This window comes from Pseudomonas beijingensis, assembly GCF_030687295.1.
GTDB classification, from domain to species: Bacteria; Pseudomonadota; Gammaproteobacteria; order Pseudomonadales; family Pseudomonadaceae; genus Aquipseudomonas; species Aquipseudomonas beijingensis.
Genome location: NZ_CP117425.1, coordinates 4,700,557 through 4,719,263, shown reverse-complemented (window position 1 = coordinate 4,719,263; position 18,707 = coordinate 4,700,557). Strand labels below are relative to the sequence as shown.

The following is an 18,707-nucleotide window of genomic DNA, read 5'->3' as shown; positions in this document are numbered from 1 at the left end:
CAGGAACTATAGACCACAAACTCTGTATGCCAATGAACGAATGGCGCCCCGATTGATGGGAGCACGGGAGACTTTTGTGGCGAGGGGATTTTGTGGGAGCAAGGCTTGCCCGCGATGCCCGCGACGCGACTTCAGGAGGACCGCGTCGCATTCATCGCGGGCAAGCCTTGCTCCCACAACTCCCTCGCCACAGGTTATTCAGTGTTTGCGTTATCGGGGCTCACACCGCTTGCTTGACCTTGCGCTGCACCCACTGCGCCTCGTCCTTCAGCTCAAGGACTTGCCAGTGGAAGTGCTCCAGGGAGGCGCTGTGGCCGACGCTGATCAGGATCGTGTCCGGCAGCGTTTGCCTGAGCAGCTGATAGCAGCGCGCTTCGTTTGCCGCATCCAGCGCCGAGCTGCTCTCATCGAGGAACAGCACCGTGGGCCGGGCCAGCAAGGCCCTGACGAACGCACAGCGTTGCTGTTCGCCGACGCTGAGGGTCTGCGCCCAGTCCCGCTCCTGCTCCAACTGATTGGCCAGGTGTTGCAGGCCGACTTGCTCCATCACCTGGCGCAGCGCGGCATCCTCTTCGGGACGGGCTGGGTTGGGGTACCAGAGCGCTTCGCGCAGGCTGCCCAGCGGCAGGTAGGGTTTTTGCGACAGTGTCAGGGCGTGCTCACGGTCATAGCTGCTCGAACCGCGCGCGTGATGCCAAAGCCCGGTAATCGTGCGGATCAGCGTCGACTTGCCGTAGCCGGATGGCGCGCTGATCATCAGGCTGTCACCGGGCTTGAGTGAGAGGTTGAAGCCTTTGAACAACGGCCGGCCGTTGGGCAGCCAGATGTCCAGGTCCTTGATGTCAAGGCCGTGGGCCTGCTGCTGGTGGCGGACCTGGGACGTGACCTCGACATTGTCCAGGCGCTCCTGGAAACCAACCAAACGGTCGATCACCGACTTCCATTCCGACAGTTCCGGAAACACGCTCACCAGGTAGGCGATGGCCGCGTGCACTTCGCCGAAGGCCGCGCTTATCTGTGTCAGGCGGCCGAGGGGAAAGGCGCCGGCAAAAAACTGTGGCGCCATGATGAACATCGGGATGACCGTTGCGCTGCGCAAATAGAAGGTCGAGTAACCCATGATCAACTTCTGTTTTTTCACCAGCGCCCAGAAGTTCTCCAGCGCTGCGTCGAGCCGATGGTTGAAGCGTTCGTTCTCCACGACTTCGCCGCGGTATTGAGCCACTGAGTCAGCGTTCTCCCGCAGACGGATAAGCGAGAAACGAAAATCCGCTTCACGCCGCTGTTGCATGAAATTGAGGCTGGGCAGTGCTCGTCCCAGCCAGAAGGCCAGGCCGGTGCCCAGGGGCATACCCAGAGCGACCACACACAAGACGACCCCACCCACAGACCCGTATCTACGACTCCTCGTTGAACGGCACGCTGACGAGGCTGGAGGCCTGCCAGAGGATATGCAGGAAGGAAAACAGCGACACCACTGACGTCAACAGGCCCAGGCTCAACTTCAGCGACTTGACGATAAACAGGTCGATGTCCTCGGCGATCCGCTGATCGGGATTGTCGACGTCGGTTTCGGTCAGTTTCAGCTTCTGGTAGCGCTGGCTGTCCAGCCACTGATCGAGCATGTTGCGGGTCGCCCAGCGCCGCCAACGGATGGTCAGCTTTTGCTGGAAGTGAAACGCACCCACGGTAAAGGCGGCCGTGCCGATCTGCAGCAGGATGAACTGCAGGCTGCCGATCAGGAAACCGTGGTAGTCCAAGGCCTGCAAGGCGTTATAGAAGTGCAGGTTCCAGAAATTGGTGAGGATGTTGACACCGACCAGGCACAGGGTCATCAGCACGGTGGCCAACAGCAGCAACAAGGCCGGGTACTTTTCTTCGGAAGCCCAGAAGGGCCGCGCGAGACGCCAGAAATTGCGAAGTGTGTGCATGGGGTCTTGGTGAGCCTGGTCGCTAACGACGTTGAGTTTGCAGGGGAGGGAGGATAGGATCAGCCAATGCTAATCGTTTGCATTAATTAGGGAAAGCCACGGGAGCCCCGTTATCGAATTTCCAGAATGGCTTAACCAGGCCTGGCCGCCGATACAGCGGGTCATCCGGCAGGCACCTGGCGATCAGCCTTCCATCGCGTTGAGCCAGCTTGCCGATCCTGCCGCGCTGCAACCCTTGCTGGCCCGATTCGCCCTGCGTTACCCGGGGGTGAACCGCGCCGCCGTGGTGTCGCAGTGGTCGATGAACTACATGAGTATTGTCCTGCCGGCCACCCTGGCCTGCGTGTTGACGCGTCATTGCGCCATCGAGTTCTGGGGCGAGGACGCGCTGCTGTTGCACGACGACGGCCAACCGTCGGCGTTGGGCCTGGCCGCCGGGCTGTCGGCCTTGGATGCGGATGACCGCGGGGCCTATTGGTCGCGGCTGGTCCACGAGCACTTGGCGCCCCTGTTAGGCACATTGGCCGCCGCCGGTGGCCTGGCCCCGAAAATACTGTGGGGCAATTTCGTCGCCATTTGGGACGGTGCCTTCGCCAGGATGGACCCGGACCTGTCCAGGGACGGCTTCGCCGAGGCGCACCAGTGGCTGGAGCCGGTCACCGTGAACAACGGCCGCTTGAAGCTGCGGGGCCTGCAACGCATGGTCGAGTCACCGGCGCCGCAGATTTGCCCCTGCTTGCCTTTGCGTCGGCATTGCTGCCTGCATTATCAACTGCACGAGCCGGTCGAAGGTCAACCGCCGGTGCTCTGCGAATCCTGCCCCAAGCTGCACCGCCTGCCGGTGGCGGAGCAGGTGAGCTATCTGCATTACATCTATGAGTAGGCTTGAGCGCGGGTAGGGCCTTTTCTGGCAACAGCCAGTCCCCGTGGGAGCGAGCTTGCTCGCGATAGCTGTGGCTCAGCTTGCATCAATGCTGAATGTGTCGACGCCATCGCGAGCAAGCTCGCTCCCACAATGGGGCTGGGGTTGCCCTGGCATTATGGGCGTATTCTCAAGTGGACAGCATTTCGGCCACGGGCATCGCATCAGCCTGCGGGGCGACTTCGCTGAGCTTGCCCTGTTCGATGCGGATCAACCGGTCGGCCAGGCCGAAGTAGGCATCGTCATGGGAGATGACGATCAGCAATTTGCCGCGCTCGCGCAGGTCCGGCAGGATCCGAGTGTAGAAAAAGTGCTTGAACACCGGGTCCTGGTCGGCGGCCCATTCATCGAACAGGTAGCAGGGACGATCATCCAGATAGGCACTGAGCAGCGCCAGGCGCTTGCGTTGCCCGGTGGACAGCGCCAGCGTGGTCAGCTTGCCTTCCTCGATTTGCACCTTATGGTCCAGTTGCAGGTGGACCAGGTAGTCCTGCGCCTGCTTCACCAAGTGCGGATCGTCGCCATCGAACAGGTTCTCGAACAGGCAGAAGTCGGTGAAGATCGCCGAGAAGTGCTGCCGGTAATGGTGGTTGTCGTTGCTCGAGGACACCTGCTCGTCAAGCATGATCTCACCGCTTTCCGGCCGGTACAGGCCGGTCAGCAACAAGGCCAGGGTGGTCTTGCCGCTGCCGTTGCCGCCGGTGATGAACACCACTTCGCCGGCATTGAGGGTGAGGTCGATGGGGCCCAGGGTGAAATGCCCGTCCTCGCGCTCGCGGTAGTAGGTGTGGGTGACATGGCGGCACACCAGGCTGCGCACCTGGGTCGGCGAAATGGTGTCGCGGGTCTCGTCGGCGGTTTGCATCTCGCCTTCCAGGGCGCGGATCTTGTTCAGGGCCACACTGGCCCGGCCGAGGGTCGGCAAGGCGTGCATCAGCTCCGACAACGGCGTGATCATGTAGAGGATCGCCAGGATATAGCCGGTGACCAGGCTCGCGCTCAAGTCGATGAAATGCGGCGCGGCGAACAGCACCACACCGATCAGCATGTAGAACACAGCATTGCCCCAGTTCAATACCAGGGCGTAGATGCTCATGCCCCGTACAAAATCGCGGCGGTATTGCTGGCTCACCGGTATCAGCAGGCGGGTGAAGAAGTGCTGTCGGCGGGGATGGTTGAGTTGCAGCTCCTTGCTGCCATCGGTGAGCAGGCGGTATTGATTGAACAACTGGTCCTTGAGCTCGCGAGCGCGGGAGATCGAGGTCAGTGCCCGGCGTTGCGGCCAGTGGAAGCTCAGGCTGCCCAAGGCGATCAGCAGCAGCGTCAGGCCCAGCAGTGGCAGGCTGAGCCAGCCCAGGTAAGCGAGGCATGCGGTGATGATCCCGACGTTGACCAGCAGGATCGGCACCAACTCCACCGCCTGGCTGATGGTCTGCGTATCGTCGGTGAGCATCGCGAGCAGGCGATGCTTGCCCAGGCGCTGCAATTGCGCGTAGGGCGTGTCGATCAGCTTGGCGCTCAGGTGCAGGCGCATGTCGTTGACCGCGGCCTGGCCCAGGCGCAGCAGGCTGATGTCGGAGATGATCCGCGACACCGCGACCAACACCACCAGGCCGGCGAAGAGCAGGCCATCCACCGGGCGCAGTTTATCGAACACCTCCAGGCTGTGGTTGATGTTGGCGATCAGGCCGGCCGCTGCGAGGCCGCAGGTCAGACCCGTGAGGGTCGCCACCAGCAGTGCCCGCCAGGAGCGTTTAGCCATGAGTAACAACAGATCCATTTCAAACCGCTCCGTGTGTAGCAGTGGCTGTGAGGCGCGCCGCCAATTGTTCGTGCAAGGCGCGTTGCTCAAGGATGGTCAGGTGTTGCGCCGAGATGACCTCGCGGGTCAACGGCCCACTGCTCAGGTCTTCCCAGTGCGGGTCGGCGAACTCAGCCTGGGCCAGGGTATCGCTGGCCCACCAGACATGCACCGGGCAGTTCAACCGTACGGGCTTGAACGTGGCCAGCAGATGTTGCGTATGCTGCTGGTAGTTTAGCCGCGTCTGCAGGTGCTCCCAACTGTCGCCATCGAGTTGCAGGCCTTGTTGCCGTGCCCACTGGACCAGTTCCGGCAGGCGTGCCGCCGGGGGCAGGGCGCCCAGTTGCTCCAGCAACGCGGCCATGATCGGCGGCGGCAACTGGCGCAACACGGCCTGGCTGTCCGGTGTCAACGCTTGGGACGCCGACTCCAGCAGCGCCTCGACACTGTCTTCCGGCGCCTGATGCTGGTATTGCGAATCGATGATACCGAGAAACGCTACTTCTTCGCCCTGGCTTTCCAGGCGCGCGGCCGCGGCAATCGCGAGCAGGCCGCCGAGGGAGAAGCCCAGCAGGTGATAAGGCCCCTGTGGTTGCTGTTGGCGCAGGTGCTCGACATAGCATACGGCGAGACTCTCGATATCGCCGCCCAGCGTCGTGCTATCGTCGGTCAGGTACGCCGCCTGCAAGCCCCACAGATGCCAGCCCGCAAGCGGCGCCAGCAGCGTGCGGTAATCCTGCACGTGGCCGGTGGAGGGGTGGAAGCAGAACAGATTGGCGGTTTGTACGGCATCGACGGTGGGCGCCGACAATCGCACCAGCGGCGAGAGCTTGAGCTCGGCCTGCACCAACGCTGCAAACGCCGAGACGCTCGGGGCGTTGAACACCGCATTGACTGTTACCGGTGCCGACAGCGCGGTCTGCAAGCGACTGGCAAGCGTCACCGCCGCTAGGGAGTGGCCGCCCAGCTCGAAGAAGTCATCGTCGATGCCCACCCGCTCCAGGCCCAGCACCTGTGCCCAGACCTCGGCGAGCAGGGCTTCCAGAGGCGTGCGCGGCAAGGCGCTGCCGACCGTGTCGAGGACTTTGTCGGCCCATTGCTGCAAGGTCTTGCGGTCGAGCTTGCCGTTGCCCATCAGCGGCAATGCCTCGACGATCCGCAGGGTGGGCAGCATGTAGTCCGGCAAGCAATCCTGGGCCTGGCCATGCAGCCGGGCGACCGTGGTCGAATGCCCGGGCGCCAGGGTCATGAAGGCGAACAGTTGCTGGCCGAGCTCGCCCCGGGGAATGCATTCCACCGCGGCCTGGGCCACGCCGGGAAGGCCGGTCAGCTGCGCCTGGATCTCGTCGAGTTCCACGCGGAAACCGCGGATTTTCACCTGGCGATCCGCGCGCCCGGTGATCTCCAGGCTGCCGTCATGGCGATAGCGGGCCATGTCGCCGGTGCGATAGAGACGTTCACCTGGCCGTTGTGCCAGCTCGATAAACCGCCCGGTATTTTGCTGTGCGTCCAAGTAACCGCGGGCCAGTTGGGGGCCGGCGATATACAGCTCGGCGCTTTGCCCGGGAGCGGCCGGCGCTTGCTGCTCGTCGAGCAGGTACAGGCGCATGCCGTCGAGGCGGTCGCTCAGGGGCAGGCGGCGATAGTCCATGGTTGGTTCGGCTTTGTGCATCACCACCCCCACCGTGGTTTCGGTCGGGCCGTAATGGTTGAAGACCGTGAGCGCCGGCGCGAGGCTGCGAATGCTTTGCAGCAGGCGCCGCGAGCAGCTTTCGCCGCCGAGGATCAATTGCTTGCGCGGCAACACGGCAGCGCTTTGGGCGTGGATCAACCAAGCGTCGAGCAACGACGGCACGACCTTCAGGTGGTCGATCGGGTACTGCGCCTGCCAGGCTGCCCAGGCTTGGGCGTCCATGGCTGTTTCCTTGTCCAGCAGGTGCAATTCGCCGCCGCTGAGCAGCGCCGGGAACAGCAGCGTGTAGCCCAGGTCGGCCGCCAGGGAAGTGACCACCGCGCTGCGCTCACCCAGCCCCAGCGTCAGGCGTCGGGACACGCTGGCGACATAACTGGCGAGCTGCCGATGCTCGACGATGACACCTTTGGGTGTGCCGGTGCTGCCGGAGGTGAACAGCACATAGGCCGCGTCCTGCCCTTGGATCTCGACGTCGGTTGCCGTGGCAGGTGCTTGCTGCCAAGTCGCTTCATCACGCAGGTCGAGGCTGCCGATGCCGGGCAAAGCGGGGGCGCTGCCGGCCGAACCACTGAGGACGAAGACCGGCTGGGCCTGTTGCAGGATGGCCAGGGAACGTTGCGCCGGTTGATGCACATCCAGGGGGACGAATGCCGCGCCGCTCTTGAGCACGGCGAGCATGGCCAGGACCATCTGCGCGGAGCGATCCAGGTACAACGCCACGCGATCTTCGCAGCCCACACCCTGGGCGCGCAGGTAATGCGCCAATTGGTTACTGCGGGTCTGCAATTGGCCGTAGCTCAGCGGTCCGTGGTGGTCGCGCAGGGCCAAGTGTTCGGGGAACTGTGCGGCGCAGGCATCGAAACCGGCCGGCACGCTGGCAAACGGCGGCACTGGGACGTCGTCCTGCAGGGCGGCCAGCGTCGCGGTGAAGCTCGGCGCTTGCAAGGACAGCTCGGTCAGGGGTTTGCCTGGGTTGGCGAGGGCATCGAGCAGCAGCGATTGGAACTGCTCCAGCAGGACCCACGCAGCTTGTTCGCTGTAGCGGCCGGGCAAATGACAGAGGTTCAGGCGATAGCCGCCAGCGGTGGTTTCGGCCACCAGCAGCAGCTCCATACCCGCGGGAATGGCTTGTGCATCCAGCACCGTGAGCGTCGACGCCATGCTGCCCAAGGTGTCGAGCCGATCGGGCAACTGCCCACCCCACTGGAAGCCGTACTGCAAAGTGTCGGCCGGCAGTGCAGCGCTGACGCCGCAGTACTCCTGCCATTCGGTGGCTTGCTCGCAGAGCACCTGCAGGTTTGCCAGCGCCTGGGCAAAATGGCTGTCCGCCGTCGGTTGCCAGCGCAGGGGCAGGGGCTTGGCGAATAATCCCCAGCAGTCGGCGAGCTCTTCATAGTCGTCGCGGCAATCGTGGACCCAGTTCAAGGTCAGTGCCGGGTTGTCGCCGGTACTCAGGCGCTGCAACAGTACGCCCCAGGCTGCCATCAGGACCTGCTCGGGCGAGGCGTCGTGACGTTGGCAAAAAGCCTCAAGGGCCATGCTCAACTGTGGCGTGGCGCTCAGGCGAGTGGTGACCGGGGCGTCGGGGCGGTCGCTGCGTACCTGGCGGTAGAGCAGCTCGCTGACGGCCGGCTCGTCCAGGGCCTGGCTGGCCCAGAAGCGCCGGCCATCCTCGGCGTCTTCATCGGCCTGCAATTCGTAGAGCCAGGCGCTGTACTGGGTATAGGTCATGGCCTCGTCATCCGCCGTCGGCGCATCCGTCGAGGCCAAAGCCTGCGCCAGGCGCAGCAAGGTCCCGCGATCGGCGCTCAGCGCCGGCAGTTGCAGCGTCACCCGGTGCCGATCGTCACCGACCGCTTGTACCTCAATGCTGATGGCGTCCGCGGCCATGACCGTGGGTTCCACCATCTGCAACGGCATCAGCAGGCCCGGCTCAGGCCGCACCCGCAGGCGCAGGGCCTCGTGACATGCGCTTAGGGCGACGAGCCGCTGCTGCAGGCGCTCCATGGTCAACGGGCCTTTTATTTCCAGTTCCAGGCGCACCGCGGGCAACCCTGCCAGCCACTGACTGCGTTGTTGGGGCGAGAGGGCGAAGGCTTCTTCACGTTTCTCGAAAGCGCTCATGCCTGCACCTCCGCAACCGGCGCCGGCGGTGCTTCGGGCAGGCAGCCGGTCAGTTGTTCGCGGCGCATCATCTGGCCCATGGCGACACAGATCTTGCGCTCACCCTCGAAGGGATCGCGGGCGTGGGCCACCAACATATTGTCCAGCATTACCATGTCACCCTTTTGCCAACTGAAACGTACCGCGCAGTCTTCATAGGCCTCGCCAATGACGTGCATTACCGCGTCTTCGATCACGCTGCCGTCGCCGTAGTAGACGTTGCGGGGCAGGTGCCCAGGGCCGAACAGGCTGATCAGGTTGCTGCGCACTTCCGGCTCCAGGCAGGCGGTGTGGTGCAGTTGCACCTGGTTGAAGAACGACAACTCACCGGTCTCGGGATGCGCGACGATGGCCGGGCAGTGCTGGGCGATCCGCAGGTTGTCGGGGCCCAGCCATTCCCAGCGCATACCCGACGCCAGGCATTGGCGCTCGACTTCCTCGCGCTGTTCGGTCTTGAAGAAGTCCTGCCAGCGCACATCCAGCTTGTCGGTGAAGTGCCGCACGTAAAGCAGCCCCAGGGCCTGGAAGCGAGCGACGATGTCCTCGGGCAAGCGCGCCAACACCTGCCGGCAATCGACGATGGGCGTGCAGCCGCCACGTGGTGCCGGTGTTTCGCAATAGAACCACTGCTTGCGTGGCCACTGCGGCAGATGGGAGCTCTCGTTGTGGAAGAGAATCATGTGCTGTTCCGGGTACGGCGTGGAGTGGTAGATGTTCTTGCCCGAGGTGTTTTTCGGCAGGTCGCCGTAGGTCCCGTAGAGGTCGGGCTCGATGGCCTGGGCGAACTGTTCGAAGGCGCCGGCATCCGGCAGGTTGAAGCCCCGGAACAGCAGGCCGCCGTGGGTCAGCAGCTGTGCATTGATCCATTCCCTGGCTTGCAGCGCCCAGTGCACCGGGTCCAGGTCGCCGAGCAACGGCTCGATCACCAACGGCAAGGCTTGCCCGACGTTGAGGGTGCGGGTACGGACCTGCTCGTGGGCCACCTGGCTTACGGCGGTTGCACGAGTCTGCTTGAGCTTGCTCAGTTTCGACTGCTTGCGCGCGCTGCGGGCCGTGGCCTCGTCGAGCGACGAGTCAGGCTGTGGCGCGGCGTCGGCGGCGGTGCCCTCAAGGCGCCACGACCAGTTGTCCAGCGCCTGCGCCGGGGCTGAGACGATCTGCTCCAGCAGGTGCTCGAAGCCTTGTTCGAGGCGCTGGATGGTCTGCGCCTGCAACACGCTGGTGCGATACACCCAGCGTACGTTCAGGCCTTGTTCCTCGTCCTCTTCGACGAACACGGCGAGGTCGAACTTGCTGCTCTCCTGGGGCGATACCAAGTGCTCCACCTCAAGGTCCGGCAGGCTGGCATTGCCGCTGGGCGTGTTCTGCATGACGAACAGCACCTGGACCAGTGGGTTGACCCCTGGCGTACGCGGCGGCTGCAACTCCTCGACCAGTTTGTCGAACGGCACTTGCTGGTGCTGGAACGCCGACAGGCAATCCTCGCGCAAGCGTTGCAGGCGGGCGTCAAAGGTTTCGCCCTCGTTCAGGCGGGCACGGATCGGCAATACGTTGACGAAGAAGCCGATGAGGTGTTCCAGGGCCGGATGTTCGCGGTTGGCCAGGTCGGTGCCGACGATAAAGTCGGTGGCCCCGGTGGCTCGCTGCAACAGGCTGTTGAAGGCATTGAGCAAGACCATGAACAGCGTCGCCCGTTGTTCCTGCGCGTAGGCCTTGAGCACCTGCGTCTGGACCGCAGTGAAGCGTTGCTCGAGGGCCGCGCCCTGGTAGTCGGGGCGAGCCGGGCGTGGCTGGTCAAGCGGCAGCGGGATCACCGTGGGCGCGCCGTCGAGCTGGCGGCGCCAGTAGTCGATGGCCCTTGCCAGCAGACGTTGTTGCGCTTCGCTGCGTTGCCAGTAGGCATAGTCGGCGAATTGGATCGGCAACACCGGCAGCACCGGTGTCGAACCACTGGTGCGCGCCTGGTAACCGACAATCAGCTCTTGCATCAGGATACCCATGGACCAGGCGTCGGTGGCGATGTGATGCAGCACCAGTTGCAGCACATGATCGTCGCTTCCCAGGCGCAGCAGGTTGACGCGCAGCATCGGCGCCTGTTGCAGGTCGAACGGGCGCCCGGCCTGTTCATCGATCAGGCGCTGCAGGGTTTGCGTCTGTGCTTCGCTGTCGAGGTGACTCAGCTCGGTCGGCGTCAAGTCGACCATCGGAGCCGGGCTGATGACCTGGCAAGGCTGGTCGCCGTGGAGGTGGAACGCGGTGCGCAAGGACTCATGGCGTTCGAACACCGCCTGCAAGGCCCCTTGCAGCGCGGCGATGTCCAGCGCGCCACGCAGCCTGACGGTGGTGGTCATGTTGTAGGCGGCGCTAGGGCCTTCGAAGCGATCCAGGAACCACAACCGTTGTTGGCTGTAGGACAGCGGCAACGGCTGGTTGCGCGGCGCCAGGGCGATCTCGGTGTCGCCGTCGGCCTCGGTCTGGGCGTCGCGCTGTTGATCGACCGCTTGGGCCAGTTGTTCGAGGGTGCCACGTTCGAACAGCGTGCGCAGCGGCAGGTTCACGTTCAACCGTCGGCGAATCCGCGACAACACCTGGGTGGCCAGCAGCGAGTGACCGCCGATGGCGAAGAAGTCGTCGTGCACACCCACGTTGTCCAGGCCGAGAATCTCTTGCCAGAGTTCGGCCAAGACGTGTTCGGTTGGTGTGCGCGGTGCCATGGATTGCGCCTGCGCCGTCTCGTCCTGGGGCACGCCCAGGGCGGCGAGGGCGCGACGGTCGACCTTGCCATTGGCGTTCAGCGGCAATTGCGCAAGGCTCAGCCAACGAGCCGGGACCATGTAGCTTGCCAGTTGCTCGCCCAGGTACGCGCTCAAGACCTGTTGCGCGGGCTCGCCGTCCAGGTCGGCCGCTTCGTCGAGCACATACCAGGCCAGCAGTTGCAACGCGCCACGGGCGTCGGGCAGCGCCAGCACCGCCGCGCTGTCCACCGCCGGGTGCTGCATCAGGCGGTTTTCGATCTCGCCCAGTTCGATGCGGTGGCCACGAATCTTCACTTGCTGGTCGCGACGGCCGAGGTATTCGATCACGCCATCGGCGCGCATCCGACCGATATCACCGCTGCGATACAGGCGCGCATCGGCCTGGAACGGATGCGGGACAAAGGCTTCGCGGGTGCGTTGCGGGTCGCGCAGATAACCGCGTCCCACGCCGACACCGCCGATGCACAATTCTCCGGGTACACCGACAGGGACCAGGCGCAGCGCCGAGTCGAGAACGAACACCTGGTTATTGGCGGTCGGCTTGCCGATGGGCATGTGCAGGCAGTCGTCGGCGGGGGCTTGGGTGATGGGGTAGAAGGCGACGTCGTCCGAGCATTCGGCGGGGCCGTAGGCGTTCATCAACGGGATCGCCGGGAAGCGCGCGAACCAATCCCGGGCCAGGGCCGGCGGCAATGCCTCGCCGGTGGGCAACAGCCAGCGCAGGCTCGCCAGGGAGTGGTGCGCCTGGCTTTCCTGGAGCATGCCGCGAATCAGCGCCGGTACGGTTTCCAGCAGCGTCAACTGCTGTTCTTGAACGGCGTCGAGCAGGGCCACAGGGTCGTGGGCCTGGGCATCGGGAAGAATGTGCACGGTGGCGCCGAACAGCGGCGCGGCGAGGAATTGCCAGACGCTGATATCGAACGCCGCCGAAGCGGTCTGGGCAATGCGGTCGTGCTCACCCAGGCCCAGGCTCGGGACTTTGCCGAACATGTTGTTGAGCATCCCCCTTTGTTCGACCATCACGCCTTTTGGCGTGCCGGTGGAGCCCGAGGTGAAGATCACATAGGCCAGTTGATCGGGGTTATGTGCATAGCTCACCGGCGGCTGCTCGCGGCCTTGCCAGAGCGCCTGGGCGATCAGGCAGGTGGGTTGCTGGCGCATCTGTGGCAGGACATTGTCCAGTGCCGAGGTCGCGTGCTCGCACGCCAACAAAAGCGGCGCTTCGCCGAGGTTCAGCACCTCCGCCAGGCGGGCGTGGGGCTGTTGGATGTCCAAGGCCTGGAACGCCGCGCCGACCTTGAGCGTGGCGATCATCATCGTCAGCAAGGCCAAGCCTCGCTCAGCGAACAGCGCCACCAGGGTTTCCGGACCGGCACCGGCGGCTTGCAGCGCATGGGCGATGGCGTTGGCGCGGCGGTCCAGTTCGGCGTAGGTCAGCGATTGTCCCTGGCATACGGCAGCCAGGTGTTGCGGGCGGCTGCGTACTTGCTCGGCGAACAGCGCCGCATAACCGCGCTCCAGCGGGAAGTCGACGTCGCTGCGGTTGCAGTCGATCTGCAACTGCCGACGTTCCGCTTCGGGCAGCATGTGCAGGCTGCCCAGGGGCGCCTGGGGCGTTTCCAGCATGCCCGAAAGCAACTGCACCAAATGCCCGAGCATGCGCTGTACGGTGTCAGTGCTGAAGCGCTGGCTGTCGTAGGACAGGCGAATGCCCAGGCGGTCGCCGGGGTACAGCACCACCGTCATCGGGAAGTTGGTGTGCACGCGGTCTTCATAGATGTCGATGCTGAAGGCGTCCAGTTGCACGCTGCTGATGTCCAGCGGCGCGTTCTCGAACACCACCAGGCTGTCGAACAACTGCTGGCCGCGCGGCACTTGGCTGCAACGCTGGATGTCCACCAGCGAGGCGCTTTCGTGTTCGCGCAATTGCGCGTTGTGGGACAGCAGCGCCTGCAACCAGTCGGCCACTGGCGCCTCTGGGTCGACATCGATGCGCAGTGGCAGGCTGTTGATGAACAGGCCGACCATTTCTTCTACACCGGCCAGGTCAGTCGGGCGACCGGCCACGGTCACGCCGAACAACACGTCGCGGTTGCCGCTGTAGCGCGACAGCAACAGCGCCCAGGCGCCCTGGATCCAGGTGTTGGGTGTCAATTGATATTGCTGGCACAGCTGCTGCAGGCGCTGGGTCTGGGCGATGCTCAGGGTCTGGTCGAAGTCGCCGACCTGTTCCGGTGCCTGCTCCGGACGGGCCACGGGGCTGTCCACATGCAGCGGCGTTGGCTCGCTGAAACCGGCCATTTCGGCCTGCCAGAATGCGTGGGCGGCGGCCATGTCATGGCGTTCCAGCCAGCTCATGTAGCCGCGGAACGAGCGCAGGCGCGGACGGGCCACCGGCTCCTGGCGCACGATGGCCTGGTAGATCGCCAGCAGGTCTTCCATCAGCAGGCCGAAGCACCAGGCGTCGGTCAGGATGTGGTGGAAGCTGCGCACCACGGCGAAGCGTCGCTCATCGAGTTGGAACACCCGTAGATGGGTCAGCGGCGCACAAGCCATGTCGAAGCCTTGCAGGCGTTGTGCTTCGAGGGCCTGATCCATCGCCAGGCGCTGCTGCTCTTCGTCGAGATGGCGCAGGTCCTGCCAGTCGAACGCCCGATGGGTCTGGCGGTACACGCATTGCAGCGGCTCATGGTCGTCTTGCCACCAGAAGGCGGTCCGCATCATGGGGTGGCGCTCGAGGAACAGCTGCCACGCGGCTTCCATCGCCGGGCGTTGCAATACTCCGTCCCAGCTGTAGCGTTGTTGCATCAGGTAGATGCCGCTGTGGGGCTGCAACAAGGTGTGCAGGAGCATGCCCTGTTGCATCGACGACAGCGGGTAGACGTCTTCGATGTTCAGCCAGTCCAGCGGTTCGGCGGCCAGGGTCGCCGCTTGCTTGTGGCACAGCGGGAATGCCTGGCTGGCAGGACGCAACTCGGCTGCGGTGACGAGCCCGGCGAGGTCGTTCAGGCGTTGGGCCAGGCGCGGCGCCCAGTCGGCGGCGAGGACACCGTGGCTGCGCAGGTGCAGGCAATCGCCCTGCCACCAGGCGTCCAGGGTCAGCGGGCAAGTCGATGCCGTCGATGGGCTTGCGGCTTCGACCTGGGCCAGGATGCCGCGTTCTTCGCGATGGCTGTCGAGGTTGCCCAGCCAGCGAATGGCGACCGAGGCCGCCGGCAGCTCACGCAGCGGTTCTTGCAGGTAGGTATTGTCCGACAGGTAACGAAGGGCGCCATAGTCGACGCCGTGTTGCGGGTAGGCGCGCATCTGCGCGACCAGTGCCTGCAAGCGTTGCAGCAGGCTGTCGCCTTCGGGCTGGAGGAAGTACGGCACCGCCAGGGCCAAGGGCCCCATGATGCGCGCCGGGTCGAGGTCGGCCACGGCAATCGGCGCATCGACCGGCAAGCGCTCGGCGCTCGGCCGGGCATCCTGCACGCTCAGCGCGACCCGGCCGTTGCCGCACAGTTCACGGCACTGTTCGGTCACGGCAGCGGCCAACAGACTGTTCCAGTCCAGTTGCAGCACCTCGCCCAGGCGCTTGAGTTCGCCTGAAGTGGTGGCTGGCAAGGTTTGTTCGGCCACGCTGGCCGGCTGCTGGCTGTCAGGCAGTTGCAGCGGTTCCAAGCCTGCATATTGCAGCCAATGTTCCCAGGCGTCGTCCAGGGCGTCACCCTGAGCGTGGGCCTGCTGGTGCCGCGTCCATTGGGTAAAGTCGCCCCCGGTGTAGGACAGGCGCACCGGCCGCTGATAACGCAGTTGCGCCAGGGCCAGATTGAGGTCGGTCAGCAGCAGCGACCAGGACGCCTCGTCCAGGCACAGCGGATGAGCGGCCAGCAGCAGGGAATACTTGCCGCCGACCTCCAGCAGGCTGGCGTGCAGGGTTTGGCCTGCGTCCAGTTCCAGCGCGTCGACCCCGGCCTGGGCCAAGGTTTGCAGTTGCGCCGGGGCGCAGGTCTCCAGTTTTTCGGTGGTGATGACCGGGGCCTTGGCCGCGACCAGCACCCGTTGCTGCCACTCGCCGTCCGGCAGGGCCTTGAGCGCCAGGCGCAGGGCCTGGTGGTGTTGCTGCAACGCGGCGATGGCCTGGGTCAGCAGCTCGCTATCGATGGCCTGGGTCAGCGCCACGCAACGCCAGGTGGCGTGCAACGGCCCTTGTTGCAGGCGTGCTCGTTGCCCGGCGGCCAGTGGCAGGTCATAGCCATCGGTAATCTCGTGTGCCACGCCATGGCTGGCATCGGCGCCGAGCACCCGGGCGATATCAGCGATGGTGCGGTTTTCGAAGAGCTGGCGGGGCGTGAGTTTCAGCCCTTGCTGGTTGGCGCGGGCGATGATCTGCAAGTTGATGATCGAGTCGCCGCCCAGGGCGAAGAAGTTGTCATGCACGCCGACACGTTCAAGCTTCAGGACGTCCTGCCAGATAGCCGCCAACTGCGCTTCGACTTCATTGCGCGGGGCAACGTGGGTGGCGCTGTCGTCCGTGGTTTTTTGCGGGAGCGGCAAGCGTTGCACATCGACCTTGCCGTTACGGGTCAGGGGCAGTTCGTCGAGGGTGATGAAGTGCGCCGGCACCATGTAGTCCGGCACCCGCGCCGCAAGGTCGTTACGCAGTTTCGTGGCGGACAGCGACTGGCTGGCGACCAGGTAGGCCACCAGGCGCAGGCTGCCGTCCAGTTCCACGGCACGGACCAGTGCCTGTTCGATCAGCGGCGACAGGCGCTTGAGCTGCGCTTCGACTTCGCCCAGCTCCAGGCGGTTGCCGCGGATCTTGACCTGGCTGTCGACCCGACCGAGGAACGCCAGTTGGCCGTCCACTTGCCAGCGCACACGGTCGCCGGTGCGATACCAACGTTGCTGATCGGCGTCGAGGTGAAAGCGTTCGGCGGTCAGGTCCGGGCGGTGCAGGTAACCCCGGGCCAGGGCGCCGTTGATCAGCAGTTCGCCGGATACCCCGGTGGGCACCAGGCGGCCGTTGGCATCCACCACTTGCAGTCGGCGGTTCGGCAGCGGCCGGCCGAGGGCGATGCTGCGCAGGCCCGCCGGCAACTCGGTGGCAATCGCCCCGACTGTCGCTTCGCTCGGCCCATAGTGGTTGAACACCCTGAGCCCTGGCGCCAGGCGGTTGACCTGTTCCAGCAGCGTCGGGCTGAGGGCGTCGCCACCGAAGACCAGCAGGGCGCGGGGCAGCAGGCGGGCATCGGGCAACGCCTGCAACAGGCCGGCCAGATGGCTTGGGGTGATCTTCAGCACATCCACCGGGTGTTGGTCGAAGAGTTCGGCCAGTGCCAGAGGGCTGAAACCGCTGTCTTCATCCACCAGCAACAGGCTGGCGCCGCTGCACAGGGCACCGAATAACTGCGTGTGGCCGAGGTCGGCGGCGATGCTCGACAGCAAGCCGTAGCGGGCCATCGGTGGCGGGTTGAGGACCGCGTGCACCGCCGTCAGGTAATCGACGATGGATTGGTGCTCGACCACCACGCCCTTGGGGGTGCCCGTGGAGCCCGAGGTGTAGATCACGTAGGCGGCGTCAGTCGGGCTGTGGTCCACGGCCGGTGGCGTGTCTGGCTGGGAGGCTATGGCGTCGGCCTGTTCCGCCAGCCACAGCGTTGGCGTGTGCTCGGCGAGGCCTTTGAGCAGCGGTGAGGCGGCAGCGCCGATCAGCAGCGCGGCGCGGCTGTCCACCAGCACGTCGGCCAGGCGCCCGGCAGGCTGTTTGAGGTCCAGCGGCAGATAGGCGGCGCCAGCCTTGAGGGTGGCCAGCAGGGCAACCACGAACTCGGCGCTGCGTTCCAGGGCCAGTGCCACGACGCTGTCGTGGCCGATGCCCTGGGCACGCAAATACTGGCTGAGGCGGTTGGCTTGCTGGTCCAGTTCACGGTAAGTCAGGGCGACCTGAGGGTCGCGGACCGCCAGGTGTTCCGGATGGGCGGCCACCTGTTCTTCGAAGCGCTGGTGCAGGCACGCAGAAGGCACTGGCAGTTGCACGCCACGACCCTGCACGAGCAGTTGCTGGCGTTCTTCAGGGCTCAGCCACTCCAACTCGCTGACCCGGCACTGCGCTTGCGCCGTCATCGCCAGCAGGATGGCGCGCAATTGGGCCGACAGCACCGAGACCTCGGCATCGCTGAAGCGACTGCGGTCGTAACTGATCAGGTAGTGCAGTTGTTTGTCCGGCACCACGATCAGCGACAACGGGAAGTGGTTGCGGCCTTGGGTGAGGGTGATGCCGTCGGCCTGCTGGTCGTTGCTCGGGGCACTGAAACTCAAGCCGCCGGTGTCCTGGTTGAGCGCGTCGGTGACCGGGAAGTTTTCGAACACCAGGATAGAGTCGAACAGCGCCTGTTCAGCGGCGATGCGCGTCATCGACTTGAGCTTGCCCAGCGGCAAATAGGCGTGGTGGCGCAGATCGCTGTTGGCTTGCTGCAAGTGTTGCAGCCAGGCCACCAGCGTCGACGCATCCGCCCATTGCACGCGCAGCGGCAAGGTATTGATGAACAGCCCGACGGTGCTGTCCACCGCCGCCAGGTTCTCTGGACGCCCGGCGACGGTGACGCCATAGACCACGTCGTCACGCCCGGCGTGCTGGCCCAGCAGCAGTGCCCAGGCGCCCTGGATCAACGTGTTGATGGTCAGGTCGTTGTGGCGGGCGAAATGTGCCAGTTGCTCGGTTTCGCTGGCCGTCAGCAGACTTTCCCGCTCGGCGAACGGCGCCCCTGCCGGTGCCGGCTGGCGTGCGGCGAAGGTGGGCAGCGGGGTCGGCTCGCTCACGTCCTGCAATTGCTCGCGCCAGAAGCCTTCGGTGGCGGCCATGTCCTGTTCCGCCAACCAGGCGATGTAGTCCCGGTAAGGACGGGTCGGCGCCAGGTCGGCGGGGCGGCCATGAGCCTGCTCGTAGTACAGCGCCAGCCATTCCTGGACGGCGATGCCGACGCTCCAACCGTCCATGAGGATGTGATGGAAGGTCCAGATCAGGTGCCAGCGTTCGGGTGCCAGGCGCACCAGGCACACGCGCATCAGCGGCGAGTCATTGAGCTCCAGGGGTTGCGCCCGCTGCTCCAGTGCCAACTGTTCCAGCGCGGCCTGGGGCTCGGCGCGGTCTTGCCAGTCCAGTTCGGTCAGGGGCAATGGCACTTCCTGTTGCACCACCTGATAGGCATCGTCCAGCTCTTCCCAGAGAAACGCACTGCGCAGCACGGCGTGGCGCTGCATCAGCGCCTGCCAGGCGCCGCGAAACGCGCTCAGTTGCAGCGGGCCGTTCATGTCCAGGCTCAACTGCTGGTAATAAACTCGCGAATCCGGTTCATAGACGCTGTGGAACAACAGGCCGTGCTGGGTCGGCGAAAGGGAGTAGATGTCTTCGATGTTGTTCATGCTTGCTTGGTCCATTTCAAAGTCTTGAAAACTC

The 18,707-nt window shown here is 64.8% G+C and carries 4 protein-coding genes and 1 pseudogene; 1 reads left to right on the top strand and 4 read right to left on the bottom strand.

All coding sequences use genetic code 11. The features are described from left to right. Positions 1 to 220: 220 nt before the first annotated feature. Positions 221 to 1,931 (bottom strand): annotated as a pseudogene (locus PSH84_RS20870) (ABC transporter ATP-binding protein/permease). 199 nt (positions 1,932 to 2,130) lie between these two features. Between PSH84_RS20870 and fhuF the strand changes: the two are divergent. Then, complete coding sequence (fhuF, locus tag PSH84_RS20860) at positions 2,131 to 2,814, top strand: siderophore-iron reductase FhuF (RefSeq protein ID WP_305481718.1); 684 nt, start codon at positions 2,131 to 2,133, stop codon at positions 2,812 to 2,814. 169 nt (positions 2,815 to 2,983) lie between these two features. Here fhuF and PSH84_RS20855 read toward each other — a convergent pair whose 3' ends face one another. From PSH84_RS20855 to PSH84_RS20845, 3 genes are read right to left on the bottom strand one after another with little or no spacing between them, the layout of a single operon-like run. Next, positions 2,984 to 4,633 (bottom strand): cyclic peptide export ABC transporter, encoded by a 1,650-nt coding sequence (locus tag PSH84_RS20855; protein WP_122565678.1) that lies wholly within the window; start codon positions 4,631 to 4,633, stop codon positions 2,984 to 2,986. A gap of 1 nt (position 4,634) precedes the next feature. Beyond that, positions 4,635 to 8,471, bottom strand: coding sequence for a non-ribosomal peptide synthetase (locus PSH84_RS20850; RefSeq protein WP_305481717.1), 3,837 nt, complete (start codon positions 8,469 to 8,471; stop codon positions 4,635 to 4,637). Continuing rightward, positions 8,468 to 18,673, bottom strand: coding sequence for a non-ribosomal peptide synthetase (locus PSH84_RS20845; protein WP_305481716.1), 10,206 nt, complete (start codon positions 18,671 to 18,673; stop codon positions 8,468 to 8,470). Before PSH84_RS20845 ends, PSH84_RS20850 begins: the two co-directional genes overlap by 4 nt. Positions 18,674 to 18,707: the final 34 nt, after the last annotated feature.